The sequence below is a fragment of the Pseudomonas sp. GL-RE-26 genome, from assembly GCF_019956275.1.
Taxonomy (GTDB): Bacteria; Pseudomonadota; Gammaproteobacteria; order Pseudomonadales; family Pseudomonadaceae; genus Aquipseudomonas; species Aquipseudomonas grandcourensis.
The window spans coordinates 74895-88750 of sequence record NZ_JAHBDI010000083.1; the positions used below are offsets into that span (position 1 = coordinate 74895).

The 13856-nt window shown below is 60.2% G+C and carries 12 protein-coding genes and 2 pseudogenes; 7 read left to right on the forward strand and 7 right to left on the reverse strand.

Annotated elements, in window-relative coordinates:
- From tssH to KGB07_RS28010, 5 genes are read left to right on the forward strand one after another with little or no spacing between them, the layout of a single operon-like run.
- Positions 1-2544, forward strand: a complete 2544-nt coding sequence (gene tssH / locus KGB07_RS27990) for a type VI secretion system ATPase TssH (RefSeq protein WP_046037256.1) — start codon at positions 1-3, stop codon at positions 2542-2544.
- Positions 2529-3116, forward strand: coding sequence for a hypothetical protein (locus KGB07_RS27995; protein ID WP_185754724.1), 588 nt, complete (start codon positions 2529-2531; stop codon positions 3114-3116). The genes tssH and KGB07_RS27995 overlap by 16 nt, the downstream gene beginning before the upstream one ends.
- Before the next feature lie 34 nt (positions 3117-3150).
- Positions 3151-3801, forward strand: coding sequence for an endonuclease/exonuclease/phosphatase family protein (locus KGB07_RS28000; RefSeq protein WP_080925234.1), 651 nt, complete (start codon positions 3151-3153; stop codon positions 3799-3801).
- A 10-nt stretch (positions 3802-3811) separates the two neighbouring features.
- Positions 3812-5821: a type VI secretion system tip protein VgrG gene (gene tssI / locus KGB07_RS28005; protein ID WP_223467279.1), complete on the forward strand. Its 2010-nt coding sequence runs from the start codon at positions 3812-3814 to the stop codon at positions 5819-5821.
- A 13-nt stretch (positions 5822-5834) separates the two neighbouring features.
- A complete protein-coding gene (locus KGB07_RS28010) occupies positions 5835-6377 on the forward strand; it encodes a toxin-antitoxin system YwqK family antitoxin (RefSeq protein ID WP_046037260.1) in 543 nt (180 codons plus the stop codon).
- 13 nt (positions 6378-6390) lie between these two features.
- On the opposite strand, the gene KGB07_RS28015 is transcribed toward KGB07_RS28010, so the two are convergent.
- A complete protein-coding gene (locus KGB07_RS28015) occupies positions 6391-6786 on the reverse strand; it encodes a DUF4280 domain-containing protein (protein WP_046037262.1) in 396 nt (131 codons plus the stop codon).
- 189 nt (positions 6787-6975) lie between these two features.
- Here KGB07_RS28015 and KGB07_RS28020 point away from each other — a divergent pair, with 189 nt between their 5' ends.
- Positions 6976-8043, forward strand: coding sequence for a phosphotransferase family protein (locus KGB07_RS28020; RefSeq protein ID WP_223467281.1), 1068 nt, complete (start codon positions 6976-6978; stop codon positions 8041-8043).
- Between the two features lie 37 nt (positions 8044-8080).
- Positions 8081-8848 carry an SDR family oxidoreductase gene (locus KGB07_RS28025; RefSeq protein WP_008046696.1) on the forward strand — a complete coding sequence of 256 codons (768 nt, stop codon included), beginning with the start codon at positions 8081-8083 and terminating at the stop codon, positions 8846-8848.
- 96 nt (positions 8849-8944) lie between these two features.
- On the opposite strand, the gene KGB07_RS28030 is transcribed toward KGB07_RS28025, so the two are convergent.
- The 6 genes and pseudogenes from KGB07_RS28030 to KGB07_RS28055 form a co-directional block, all read right to left on the reverse strand.
- Positions 8945-9166 (reverse strand): hypothetical protein, encoded by a 222-nt coding sequence (locus KGB07_RS28030; RefSeq protein WP_185754725.1) that lies wholly within the window; start codon positions 9164-9166, stop codon positions 8945-8947.
- Between the two features lie 236 nt (positions 9167-9402).
- Positions 9403-10044 carry a LuxR C-terminal-related transcriptional regulator gene (locus KGB07_RS28035; protein WP_046037266.1) on the reverse strand — a complete coding sequence of 214 codons (642 nt, stop codon included), beginning with the start codon at positions 10042-10044 and terminating at the stop codon, positions 9403-9405.
- A 132-nt stretch (positions 10045-10176) separates the two neighbouring features.
- Positions 10177-10299, reverse strand: a pseudogene (locus KGB07_RS28040) (RNA polymerase subunit sigma-24); the annotation flags it as partial.
- Positions 10287-10580, reverse strand: a pseudogene (locus tag KGB07_RS28045) (carboxymuconolactone decarboxylase family protein); the annotation flags it as partial. The pseudogenes KGB07_RS28040 and KGB07_RS28045, both read right to left, overlap by 13 nt.
- A gap of 94 nt (positions 10581-10674) precedes the next feature.
- A complete protein-coding gene (locus tag KGB07_RS28050) occupies positions 10675-11958 on the reverse strand; it encodes a Zn-dependent hydrolase (RefSeq protein ID WP_046037267.1) in 1284 nt (427 codons plus the stop codon).
- A gap of 141 nt (positions 11959-12099) precedes the next feature.
- Positions 12100-13584: an NCS1 family nucleobase:cation symporter-1 gene (locus tag KGB07_RS28055; RefSeq protein WP_046037433.1), complete on the reverse strand. Its 1485-nt coding sequence runs from the start codon at positions 13582-13584 to the stop codon at positions 12100-12102.
- Positions 13585-13856 lie beyond the last annotated feature (272 nt).

A 13856-nucleotide genomic window follows, 5' to 3' on the forward strand; every position in this document is an offset into this window, starting at 1 on the left:
ATGGAACTGGCCAGCCTGATCGGACGCCTCAACCCGGACAACCGCCGCGCCCTGGAGCGGGCTGCGCAACGCTGTCTGCAGCGAGGCCACCACTACGTTGAAATCGAACACCTGCTGCTGGAGTTGCTGGACATCGAGGGCGGAGACTTCGCCTATCTGCTGCCGCGCTTCGGCCTGGAGCGCGACGCCTTGACGGCGGAAATCAACAAGGCGCTGGAGCTCTTCAAGTCCGGCAGCACGCGCACCCCGGCATTGTCGTCGCACACCACCGGGTTGCTCGAAGACGCGGTGGTGCAGGCCAGTGTGCTGGGACTGGAGAGCATTCGCTCAGGGTTGCTGCTACTTGCCTTGATCGACCGCGATGAGCGCCGCAGCCTGTTGCTCAACAGTGCTTCATCACTGTTGAAGATTCCTCGAGAGGCTTTGCGCAGCAACCTGCTGGAATGGACCGAAAATTCTCGCGAGCACGTCGGCGGTAAACGTGCGGTGACTGCCGGCAACCCGGCGCCGAAACAGGACTCGGTGCTGGACCAGTTCACCCAGGACCTGACCGCCGACGCCCACGCAGGGCGCATAGACCCCATCGTCGGCCGCGACGGCGAGATTCGCCAATGCATCGACATCCTGCTGCGCCGTCGGCAGAACAATCCGATCCTGGTCGGCGCGCCGGGCGTGGGCAAGACCGCCGTGGTCGAAGGCCTGGCCCTGCGCATCGCTGCCGGCGATGTGCCGCCGTCCTTGCAGGAAGTCAGTTTGCGTGTGCTCGATCTCGGCTTGTTGCAGGCCGGCGCCGGGGTCAAGGGCGAGTTCGAACAACGCCTCAAAGGGGTGATCGACGCGGTGCGTAGCGCGGAAAAACCGATCATTTTGTTCATCGACGAAGCCCACACCCTGATCGGTGCCGGTGGCGCGGAAGGCGGCAGCGACGCGGCCAACCTGCTCAAACCGGCCCTGGCCCGTGGCGAGTTGCGCACCCTGGCGGCCACCACGTGGCTGGAATACAAAAAATACTTCGAGAAAGACCCTGCTTTGGCGAGGCGTTTTCAGTTGGTGCAAGTCGAGGAGCCGGACGAAACCACCGCAGTGGAAATGCTCCGCGGGGTTGCCGCCAAACTCGAACAGCACCACGGCGTGCAAGTACTCGACGCGGCCATCCACGAAGCGGTGAAACTGTCCCACCGCTACATCTCCGGGCGCCAGTTACCGGACAAAGCCATCAGCGTGCTCGACACCGCCTGCGCCCGGGTCGCCCTCGGCCAGCACGACGTGCCGCCACCGCTGGAAAGCCTGCGTCACCGGCAGAACAGCCTCAAGGATGAAGTCGAACGCCTGCGCCGCGAACAAGCCACCGGGCTCGATCACCGCGAGCGCATCACCCTGCTTGAAACCGAATCCGTGGCGAATGTGCAAGCGATCCGCGAGCTGGAAGTGCGCTGGAATGAAGAACGGGTTGCGGTGCGCGAACTGCTGGAAACCCGCAGCGAATTGCTGACCTTGAGCGAACGCGCCGACAGCGACAAGCCGGACGAAGCCATCGACAGCCGCATCGATCATCTGGCCGCCGAACTGGTGCGCCTGGAAGCCGGGCTCGACGCCATTCGCCAGGACGATCCGCTGGTGCCGGAACAGGTCGATGCAAAAACCGTCGCAGCCGTGATCGCCGGCTGGACCGGCATCCCGGTCGGCAAAATGCTCGCCGACGAAGCGCACGCCGTGCGCACCCTTGGCCAGCGCATGGGGTTGCGCGTCATGGGCCAAAGCATCGCGCTGGGCACCATCGCCCAGCGCCTGCAGGCTTACCGCGCCGGCCTCACCGACCCGCAAAAACCTGTTGGTGTGTTCCTGCTGGTCGGCCCTACGGGCGTCGGTAAAACCGAAACCGCTTACGCCTTGGCCGACGCGCTGTACGGCGGCGAGCGCAACCTGATCAGCATCAACCTCTCGGAGTACCAGGAAGCCCACACCGTCAGCCAACTCAAAGGCGCCCCGCCCGGTTACGTCGGTTATGGCAGCGGCGGCGTGCTGACTGAAGCGGTACGGCGCAAACCCTATTCGGTGGTATTGCTCGATGAAATCGAAAAGGCCCATCCGGATGTACTCGAAGCCTTCTACAACGTGTTCGATAAAGGCGTGATGGAAGACGGCACCGGGTTGGTGGTGGACTTCAAGAACACTGTGATGCTCGCCACCAGTAACGTGGGCGCCGAACTGTTGCTCGACACACCGGTGGCACAACTTGGAACCGATACCTTTAACGAAGCCTTGCACAAGGTGCTGCTGCAAGCCTTTCGACCGGCGTTTCTCGCGCGGATGACGGTGGTGGCATATCGGCCGCTGGATGAAGCGACGCTGGAAGGGATTGTGTTGGCGAAGCTGGAGAAATTGCGTGGTCGGTACAAAGCCGCGACCGGGAAGCAGTTTGAGTTCGATGCAGGGATTGTCCAGGCGGTGTTGGCCAAGTGCAGTGCTGCCGGGGCTCGGGATGTTGAAAATGTGTTGATGACGCAGGTGACGGGGAAGTTGGCGGAGTGGGTGCTGGAATAAATGTCCTCATCCGGTTGTCCGGTGATGATAAAGCGGGTCATTTGAATGCTTTTTCTTTTACAGGAGTGACGAAAATCATGGCTTATGCGCAATCCACACTCACGGCGGCAAATATTTCCACACATGATCCCTGGACGCCCATGGTGAACTCGATCATCAACACCGGAAAAATCTACGGTGAGGACGTGGAGGTGATCGGCGCAGTTGGCGGTACCGGGCTGGTGACTAGTACCCGCTCCGGAATGCTAGTACTTAACGGTCTCAAGATCGGTCAGAACAACGCTCATATATCAATTGTCCCCAATGACTCAGGGATGTGGACTTATTTCCATATCACGTTGGTCGGAGGAAAAAACAATGGCTCGATCTATTACCAACTTGAAGTTGACGAAGACGACGAGCTTGATGTTAAAACATCGTCAAAAAGCCTGATGAAAGAAGAAGGCAAAAAAGCAAAAATATCCGCCGCCACCCATACAATCACCTCACAACCGGGGAACTTGCTGAAGGAGGTAAAGATATTGATGCAAAAATTGATCAAGACAAAATTTTCAGTAGGTGAAGCGACTTAGTCAAGCCATCCAGATGGGCGAAAGGGGTTATTACATGCTTACTTGTGTGACATGGAATACGCAAGGCAGTAACGCTGTTGAAATGCATGTGGAAAAACTGCTCACCGACGGCGCCGACATTATTTTTTTACAAGAGTCGGCCGAGTCGGGGGATGTTCAAGGATATACCTATGACTTTCAGGGACGCACAGGAACTTCCAGCCGGCCCGGGATTTTGTATAGCGGTACACGATCGCGCTGGCATGGCGGCTACCAGGGTGCTACCAGTGTACTTACTCGCCAGGGATTGGGTGCAACGGCATCGAATATCATCGTTCACCCGGACGGAGTGAGTCGAGGAGTCCTGTATACAACCATTGCCCGTGGGGGAGCGACGCTTTATTTATGTACCATTCATGCATGGTCGCCGACAGGAAATGACTGGGACTTGATAGCAGGAAACCTTATGGGTCGAATTATCGCGCTGGTAGGTGCCAATCCCGTCATTGTGGGAGGAGACTTCAATCAAGCAGCGGGAAGATCTGCTATTGGGGCATGGGCCATACCGGGTAGTTCGCACTTCGGCGGGGGCGCTCTGGATGGATTCTGGCTATATAACTTTCCCGCAGGAGCCGTTAATTCTTGTGGATTATATGCCTCAAGCAAAGGCGACCATTATCCCGCCTGGGCTCAAATAAACATATGACCAGATTCTAATGCCGCGCGCCATCGATACAACTACCAGCCTTTCCCTGACCGCCTCATCGTTAGCGGCACTTTATCCTGAGTCCATTTCCGGTGAGGAACCCCTCAACGGCCTCGGCAAGCAGACTTTGAATGGCCTCAATGACGGCACCTCATTAACCCTGACCACCGCCGTTGCCACCCACGTCACGACCACCCTGCACAACGACGCCCAAACCCGCCCTCTCGATGCATTGGTCGCCGAAATCCGCCAACTCCCGGCCGACGCCACCGCCGAACGCTATCAACTCGTGCTACGCCCGTGGCTCTGGTGGCTGACCCTGGCCAGCAACAACCGAGTGTTCCAGAACCTCTCCACTTCAGACATCGTCACCACGATTTTCAAGGCCCACGGCTTTACCGATTTCACCCTGAAACTTACCGGCAGCTACACCCCGCGCGAGTACTGCGTGCAATACGGCGAAACCGACTTCGCGTTCGTTTCGCGCCTGTTGGAGGAGGAAGGGATTTTCTGGTTTTTTACCCACGAAGACGGCAAGCACACGTTGGTGCTGGGGGACAGTAACGATGCCTTCCCACAAATCCCGAACGGGCCGAAGGTAAACTATCTCGGCCAGCAGATGGGCGAGCGCGAACTGCATGGCATTCGCTCCGGGCAGGTCTGCGTGCAGGCGGTGGCCGGGGTGTATCAGGCGACGGATTACGAATTCACCACGCCGACCACTTCGCTCTACAGCCAGGCCGAAGCAGTCGCCGGACCGCGGTCGATGTACGAGCATCCGGGCAGCTACAACGCCAAGGCCCGCGGCGATGCACTGACCAAGCAGCGCGTCGATGGTTTGCGCAGTCAGGAGAAGCGTTTTGTCGGCGAAAGCGACTGCCGCTGGCTGGTGCCGGGGCATTGGTTCACGCTGGCCGGTCACGATGACACAACCCTGAATATCGATTGGGTGGTGACGGCGGTGACTCACGAAGCCAGCCACGATCATTACCGCAACCGCTTCGAAGCGATCCCCAAAGCCACGCCATTTCGCCCTGCGCGAACAACGCCAAAACCACGCATGCACACCCAGACCGCCATCGTCGTGGGCAAGTCCGGCGAAGAGATCTGGACCGACGAATACGGCCGCATCAAATTGCAGTTTCCCTGGGACCGCGACGGCAAAAACGATGAAACCAGCTCCTGCTGGGTGCGAGTGGTGCTGCCCTGGAGCGGCAAGGGTTTCGGCATGCAGTTCGTCCCGCGCATCGGCCAGGAAGTGATCGTGACCTTTATCGACGGCGACCCCGATCGGCCACTGGTGACCGGTTGCGTCTACAACGGTGACAACGCCCTGCCCTATGCGCTGCCGGCCAATCAGACCCAGTCCGGGATCAAGACCCAGTCGTCCAAGGGCGGCGGCGGTTTCAACGAGTTGCGCTTTGAAGACAAGAAGGACGCCGAAGAGGTGTTCCTGCAGGCGCAGAAGGATCTGAAGATCAACGTGCTCAACGACACCGCTGCCACCGTTGGCCACGACGAAACCCTGACGGTGCAGAACGCCCGCACGCGCACGGTGAAGGAAGGCGACGAGACCGTGACCCTGGAGAAAGGCAAACGCAGCGTGACCATCCAGACCGGCAGCGACAGCCTTGACGTGAAGGACAGCCGCACGGTGAAAGTCGGCGCCGACCAGACCCACAGCACCGGCGGCAACTACGACCACACGGTCACCGGCAACTACAGCCTGACCGTGGACGGCAACCTGACCATCAAGGTGACCGGCACCCTGACCCTGCAAAGCGGCGGCAGTTTTGCGATCAAGAGCGGCGCGGACCTCGCCGCCGAGGCCAGCACGTCGATCAGCCAGAAAGCCGGCACTTCCTTGAGCAACCAGGCCGGCACCGCGCTGGAAAACAAGGCGGGCACGACGCTGACCAACGATGCCGGGATCAGCCTGCTGAACAAGGCCGCCGCCGAGCAAACCGTCGACGGCGGCGGCATGCTGACCATCAAGGGCGGGCTGGTGAAGGTCAACTGAGGAGGGTTACGCAATGACATCGAGCAAACTTGATCTGGAGCGTGGCGACAGCCACCTCGACGGGCGCTTGCTTGAAGGCCGGCTGGAAGGCCCGCTGCGCATCAAGGACGCCGGTCGACCTCAGGCGAACCTGAGCTACAGTCAGGGCGAGCTACAGGGCACGAGCCTGCTGTATTACCCCAATGGCAACGTCTCGGCGCAACTGCCCTATGTGCACGACAAGTTGCACGGCGTGGCCAGTTTCTTTGCGCCCGAGGGCGGGTTGCAACGCAAGGCGACTTATCGCCAGGGCCTGCTTCACGGTGAAGCGAACAACTACTTCCCTGACGGGCTACTGGCCGAGACGCAGTTTTACCGAGATGGCGTGCGCGAGGGGCGGTATCAGCGCTTTCACCCCAACGGTAAAACCGCCGTCGAGGCGCGGTATCTCAACGGTCAGTTGCTGGAACCGGAACAGGGTTTCGCCGCCGATGGGCGACCGCTGGACGCCGAGGGCAAGCCGATCTCGAGGGTACGCTGGTGGTTCAGGCGCTGGAGTGATCCTGCCGAGGCGTGAAGCCTTGTGGGAGTCAGGGAATGAGCATCTGCATCTGCCCGGGCATGACAATCTTGATCACCCCGGCCCAGTTGCACATCAAGGTGCTGTTGGCGTCGATGGCCGGCATGCCGCCCAGCAGCAGGGTCGGCGCCCCACCCGGTATCCACGGCGTGGCGGTCGCCGGGATGCAGGGCATCGGTGTCAGCACACCCAGCGCCGCAGCGGTGGCGGCCGCGACCGTCGGGTTGGCCAGGCTCGTGCACACACCGAAAGGCATGATGTTGACCAGCGGGATGTGATCCATGATGTTCGCCGCCGGCAGGCCAGCGGTCAGTGTGCGATTGACCGGCAGCACGTTGAGCACGGCCGGCGCCGCGCCAAAGCTGCATTGCAGGGTGGCACTGGCACAGACTTGCGGACAGCCCATTTCAAATCTCCTTCCTGACAGCACCGTGCCCCTGAACCATAGTCCGCCGGGCGTGTTCTCGCACATCAGGAACGCTGATTATCCTGCAACACGCTAACCTATAAGACCGTGCCACGCTTGTGGCACTCCTGCCTCAGCATTAGATTAGCCAATAGTTTAAGGCCTCCAGAATAAGCAGAAGGGATAAGCATGGCGCTTAACGACCAGTCCACCCGTATCCGCACCGGCGAAGAGCTCGATGCCAGCTTGATCGATCCGTACCTCAAGGCCCATATTCCGGGGCTCAGCGGCTTGCCACGGATCAGCCAGTTTCCGGGCGGCGCTTCAAACCTCACCTACTTGCTGGAATACCCCGAACAGGAATTCGTCCTGCGTCGCCCGCCCTTCGGCCACAAGGCCAAGTCGGCCCACGACATGGGCCGTGAATTCCGCATCCTCAATCAACTGCGCGACGGTTTTCCGTACTGCCCGAAAGCCTACGTGCACTGCACCGACGAATCGGTGATCGGTGCCGAGTTCTATGTCATGGAACGGGTCAACGGCATCATCCTGCGCTCGGACCTGCCGCCGGAGCTGGGCCTGGATTCGGCGAAAACCGAAGCCCTGTGCAAGAGCTTCATCGACAAGTTCGTGGAGCTGCACCGCGTCGACTACAACGCCTACGGCCTGGGTGACCTTGGCAAGCCCGAAGGCTACGTTGCGCGGCAAATCAAAGGCTGGAGCGATCGCTACGAAAAGGCCCTGACCCCCGATGCGCCGCAATGGGAAACGGTGAAAGCCTGGCTCAACGACAAGATGCCGGCCGACCACCCGACTTCCAGCATCGTGCACAACGACTACCGCTTCGACAACGTGATCCTCGACCCGAACAACCCGATGCAGATCATCGGCGTGCTCGACTGGGAACTGACCACCCTGGGCGATCCGCTGATGGACCTGGGCAACACCCTCGCCTACTGGATCGAAGCCGATGATCCGGCACCGGTGCAGATGATGCGCCGCCAGCCGAGCCACGCGCCGGGCATGCTGACCCGCCGCGAGTTCGTCGATTACTACGCCGAACGCTCGGGCATCCGCATCGACAATTTCGACTTCTACTACACCTACGGCCTGTTCCGCCTGGCCGGCATCGTGCAGCAGATCTACTACCGCTTCTACCATGGCCAGACCCGGGACAAACGCTTCGCGCAGTTCATTCACATGAACAAGCTGCTGGAGCAGATGAGCTTGCAGGTCATTTCGAAATCCAGCCTCTGATCGGCTTCATAACAAGGCTTCATAACAAGGGAATCCCATGTCCAAGACTCAGTTGTTCGACCTCGACGGCAAGATCGCTTTCGTCTCCGGCGCCAGCCGTGGCATCGGTGAAGCCATCGCCAAACTGCTGGCCCAGCAAGGCGCCCACGTGATCGTGTCGAGCCGCAAGCTTGAAGGCTGCCAGCACGTCGCCGACGCGATCATCGCCGCCGGCGGCAAGGCCACCGCTGTTGCCTGCCATATCGGCGAAATGGAACAGATCAGCCAGGTCTTCGCCGGCATCAAGGAACAGTTCGGCCGTCTCGACATCCTGGTCAACAACGCCGCGACCAACCCACAGTTCTGCAACGTGCTGGACACCGACCTCAGCGCCTTCCAGAAAACCGTCGACGTGAACATCCGCGGCTACTTCTTCATGTCGGTCGAAGCCGGCAAGCTGATGCGCGAAAACGGCGGCGGCAGCATCATCAACGTGGCATCGATCAACGGTGTTTCGCCGGGCATCTTCCAGGGCATCTACTCGGTGACCAAGGCAGCGGTAATCAACATGACCAAGGTGTTCGCCAAGGAATGCGCGCAGTTCGGGATTCGCTGCAATGCCTTGCTGCCGGGCCTGACCGACACCAAGTTCGCCTCGGCACTGGTGAAAAACGAAGCCATCCTCAACACCGCGCTGCAACAGATCCCGCTCAAGCGCGTAGCTGACCCAAGCGAAATGGCCGGCGCAGTGTTGTACCTGGCCAGCGATGCTTCCAGCTACACCACCGGCGTTTCGCTGAATGTGGATGGCGGTTTCCTGTCCTGATCGTCTGAACAGCACAAATCCCTGTGGGAGTGAGCCTGCTCCCACAGAGATGTACCCCGAGCAAGTCGGGGTTGTTGTGCAGCGCAACGCCAGGATTTACTGCGTGACGCAACGCGTCGTGGTGGTGACTCGGGTCACCTGCCCGTCTTCAGCCCGTACATCGCCCAGGACATCGGTTTTATCCATGGCCTGACAGGTGCGTTCAGGAGGCGGTGGAGTGACCACTGGCGGGGGTGGCGGACTGGCACAGCCGCCGAGGATCGCCACGCACAATGCCAGCGACAAGGGTGAGATAACGCGTTTCCCAAGAGTTTTCATAGGTTGACCCGCGATAAGTGATAGACACATTTTTTGTGACAACAAAACCGGCGCGCAAAGTCCATGCACCTGTCAAAAAAATAAATATCTGCGAATCACTCATAGCTCAGCCCGTGGCCAACACCCGGAAAAGCTGACAGTTCTTACATCACCGAATCAGGCCATTTCAGGGAGTTGCTGTCCAGTTCGTAACGCAGCTCTTCGATCAATGCGGTGACCGATAGTGCGTTTGTACCTTAACCCTGCCCCTTCGACCGGGATTCACCAAAGAACAGTCCCCGCTCCCGCGCCCAGACAATCGCCTCGCTGCGACTATGCACATCGAGCTTGGAATACACCATCGCCGCATGGTTGCGTACCGTGTTCGGCGCGACTTTCAGGCGCGCGGCGATTTCCTTGTCGGCCAGACCTTCGCAGATCAGGCCCAGCACATCACGCTCACGGGCGGTCAGTTGCCCGGCGCTGGCCCAGTTGGTGACATCCTCCATGATCAGCACCAGCGATTCCGGCTCGCCATGGCTGTCGGCCAAAACCAGACTGCGCACGCGATGGACCCAGGTACGCACTTCGTCCGCCGTCGACGTCACTTCCACTAGCACATCGCTGAACGTCTCGCCGCGCGCCACCCGGTTGATCGGGTAGCTGTCGACTGGCACCACATGATTGTTGCGATAGCGCAATGCGAAGCGTTTGGCATACGCCATGGTGTTGCTACCCAGGTCGCTGATCTGCGAGACGCCGTGCATGGCCAGCGCCGCCTCGTTGGCCCACAGGATGCTCTGGTCAGGATCGAGCAGGATCACGCCGTAGGACAAGCCGGCGATGATTTGCTGCAACTGGAGGCGATTGGTTTCGGTGGTCAGAACGTCCTGGCTCATTTCGACCCCACAAGTATGGTGACCCTGTGAAGAATACGACCGCCGGGATTCTGGTTAGTGCAACGAACCCTGTGGGATCTCCATCATTTTCGGTCTGTGAAAAGCTTGAAGGGCCGGTGGTCGTTTGACTGACTATTGCAGGTTCAACGATGCCTCCAGCTTCGCCAGTTTCTCGGGATTACGCATGATGAAGATCCGGCTCACCCGCCCCGACTCATCGAAGCCAAAGGTCATCGATGCCGTAAGGCTTCGGTCCACGCCAGCGCGGCGCGCTCCGCAGGGCTGAAATCACTGACGTGGCGCCAAACGATCAGGCGATCCAGGCGCTCGTTGGTTTCATTGGCTTCCCGGGCTTCGCGGGTGTGCATCTTCACGCAGAAACCGCACTGGTTGATCTGCGAGGCGCGCAGGTGGATCAAGTGCTTGAGGGCGGGATCGAGATCATGCTGATCGAGTGCGACATGGACCTGGGTCAGGCTTTCGAAAACCTGTGGGATCGATTGCAGCAGGTTGACCGCTTGGGTGTTGGACGACATCGTGTTGCTCCACTGATTGAGGGATTCAACAGGATGACGATTGAGGATTGCGCGTTGTGACGTGCGCTGAAAATTTCAGCGCACGTCACTCGGCTCAGGCCGCCAGCTCGCCCTTCGCCACCGCCGCCGAAGCCGCCAGCATTGCCCGCAACAGCACCGCACACCCGGCCGCCAGGTCTTCCGGCGCGGCGTTTTCGATTTCGTTGTGGCTGATGCCGCCTTCGCAGGGCACGAAGATCATCCCGGCCGGGCCGAGTTCGGCAAGGAAGATCGCGTCGTGCCCTGCCCCGCTGACGATGTCCATGTGCGACAGGCCCAGGCTTTGGGCGGCGCCGCGCACGGCTTCGACACAGCCTTTGTCGAAGTACAGCGGCGGGAAGTCGGCCGTTGGCGTTAGTTCGAAGGTCAGGCCGTGTTCGTCGCAGGTGGTTTCGATGACTTCGCGCACTTCGGCGATCATCGAGTCCAGGCGCTCCGGTTCCAGATGGCGGAAGTCCAGGGTCATGCGCACTTCGCCGGGGATGACGTTGCGCGAGCCGGGATAGGCTTGCAGGCAACCGACGGTGCCGCAGGCATGGGGTTGATGGCTGAGGGCGGCGCGGTTGAGCGCACCGACGATCACCGCGGCGCCGACCAGGGCGTCCTTGCGCAGGTGCATCGGGGTCGGGCCGGCGTGGGCTTCGACGCCGCGCAGTTTCAGGTCGAACCATTTCTGCCCCAAGGCGCCCATCACCACGCCGATGGTCTTGCGTTCGTCTTCGAGGATCGGGCCTTGTTCGATGTGGGCTTCAAAGTAGGCACCGACTTTGTGGCCGCTGACTTTGCGCGGGCCGGCGTAGCCAATGGCATTGAGTGCTTCACCGACCGTCACGCCCTCGGCATCAACCTTGGCCAGGGTTTCCTCGAGGGTGAATTTTTCCGCGAACACGCCGGACCCCATCATGCACGGGGCGAAACGCGAACCTTCTTCGTTGGTCCAGACCACCACTTCCAGCGGCGCTTCGGTTTCGATGTTCAGGTCATTGAGGGTGCGCAGCACTTCGACGCCCGCCAGTACACCGAAGCAGCCGTCGAACTTGCCGCCGGTAGGCTGGGTGTCGATGTGGCTGCCGGTCATCACCGGTGGCAGGTCGGGATTGCGCCCGGGGCGACGGGCGAAGATGTTGCCGACGGCGTCGATGCTGACGGTGCAGCCGGCATCGATACACCATTTGACGAAGATGTCCCGGGCCTGGCGGTCGAGATCGGTCAGGGCCAGGCGACACACGCCGCCCTTGACCGTGGCACCGAGCCTGGCCAGTTCCATGAGCGACTGCCACAGGCGGTCGCGGTTGATGTGCTGATGGCTGGACTGCAGAACGTCTACGGCCGCGTTCATGATGATCTCCTCAGGCTGTTCTTGTGTGTTTCTTCAGGTGTTTCGTTGGTGTTTGTGCCACCGCTTTCGCGAGCAGGCTCGCTCCTACAGGGGAATGCATTCCAAATGTAGGAGCGAGCCTGCTCGCGATGGGGCCATCCTTCACACCGGAGATTTCGCTACGGACGGATCGACTCGCATCACACTCAACCCATAATAAATAACCCCACCCAGCGCCGAGCCTGTAAACCAGCCATAGCTGTAGAACCAGCTGAACACGTCGCTGCCCAGGGACAACAACGTCAGCACCACCGGCACACCAAACGCGATGAACCCGCTCCAGTTCCAAGCCGGATACACGTCATCGCGGTACAGGCCGGCAAGGTCCAGTTGCTGTTTCTTGATCAGGAAATAGTCCACCACCATGATCCCGGCGATCGGCCCCAGCAGGCTCGAATAACCGAGCAACCAGTTGGAATAGACGGTTTCGAGACTGACGTCCGAGACAATCAGGCCCAGTTTTTTCAGCAGCTCATGGGCCATCAATGCCAACCCGACAAATCCGGTGAGCAATACTGCCTTGGTGCGGTTGATCGCCTTGGGCGCGATGTTCTGGAAGTCATTGGTCGGCGACACGATGTTGGCTGCGGTATTGGTCGACAGCGTGGCGATGATGATCAGCGCCATCGCCAATGCGACCCAAACCGGGCTCTGGATATGACCGATCAAGGTCACCGGATCGGACACCGTCACCCCCACCAGTTTCACCGACGCGGCGGTCATCACCACGCCGAGGGAAGCAAACAGGAACATGGTCAGCGGCAGGCCGATGATCTGCCCGACAATCTGGTCCTTCTGGCTTTTCGCGTACCGGCTGAAGTCCGGAATGTTCAGTGACAGCGTGGCCCAAAAGCCGACCATCGCCGTCAGCCCGGCGGCGAAGTAGCTGGCCACGCCGGCGCCTTCGGGACGCTTGGCCGGAATTGCCAGCAATTCGGTCATCGACACGTTGGGCATGGCCCAGACCAGCAGGCCTGCGCCCACCAGTACCAGCAGCGGGGCCGACAGGGTTTCCAGCCATTTGATCGACTCGGCGCCGCGAATCACCACCCACAGGTTCAGCGCCCAGAACACCATGAAGCCGATGACTTCGCCCGTGCCGCCCAGGGATTTCCAGCCCTCGAACACCGAGCCGAGGAACAGGTGAATCGCCAGCCCGCCGAACATGGTCTGGATGCCGAACCAGCCGCACGCCACCAGGGCGCGGATCAGGCACGGAATGTTGGAGCCGAGCACGCCGAAGGACGAGCGCAGCAACACCGGAAAGGGAATGCCGTACTTGGTGCCGGGAAAGGCGTTAAGCGTCAGGGGAATCAGCACGATGATGTTGGCAAACAGAATCGCCAGCAGCGCTTCACCGACGCTCAGGCCGAAGTACGCGGTCAGCACGCCGCCGAGGGTGTAGGTCGGCACGCAAATCGCCATGCCCACCCACAGCGCGGTGATGTGCCATTTGTTCCAGGTGCGTTCGCGCACCTTGGTCGGTGCAATGTCGTGGTTGTAACGGGGACTGTCGAGGACATCGCTGCCGGCTTCGAGCTCGAACAAGCCGTCGCGCTCGGTCACTTGCGATCTGATCTGTTGCATGGCCGCTCCACTGTTCTTTTGATTATTGTTGCTCATCAGGGGCTGGCGCCGATCAGCGCGAGCCGGACGATGGCCGGAGAAACTGACAACCTGCATGGCCGGCCAAGGTGTCAGCGGCGGCATCAATAAACGTGCCGGGTTCCCCGCTGGCGTCACTGGCAGAACCTTTTCAATCTTGTAACTTGCTGATGTTCAATCAGTTTATTTATTCAACCGATGAGTCTTCGGTACTTTTCATGTCACTCAGGCTGAATGCCAGGCAAGTTGTCCGG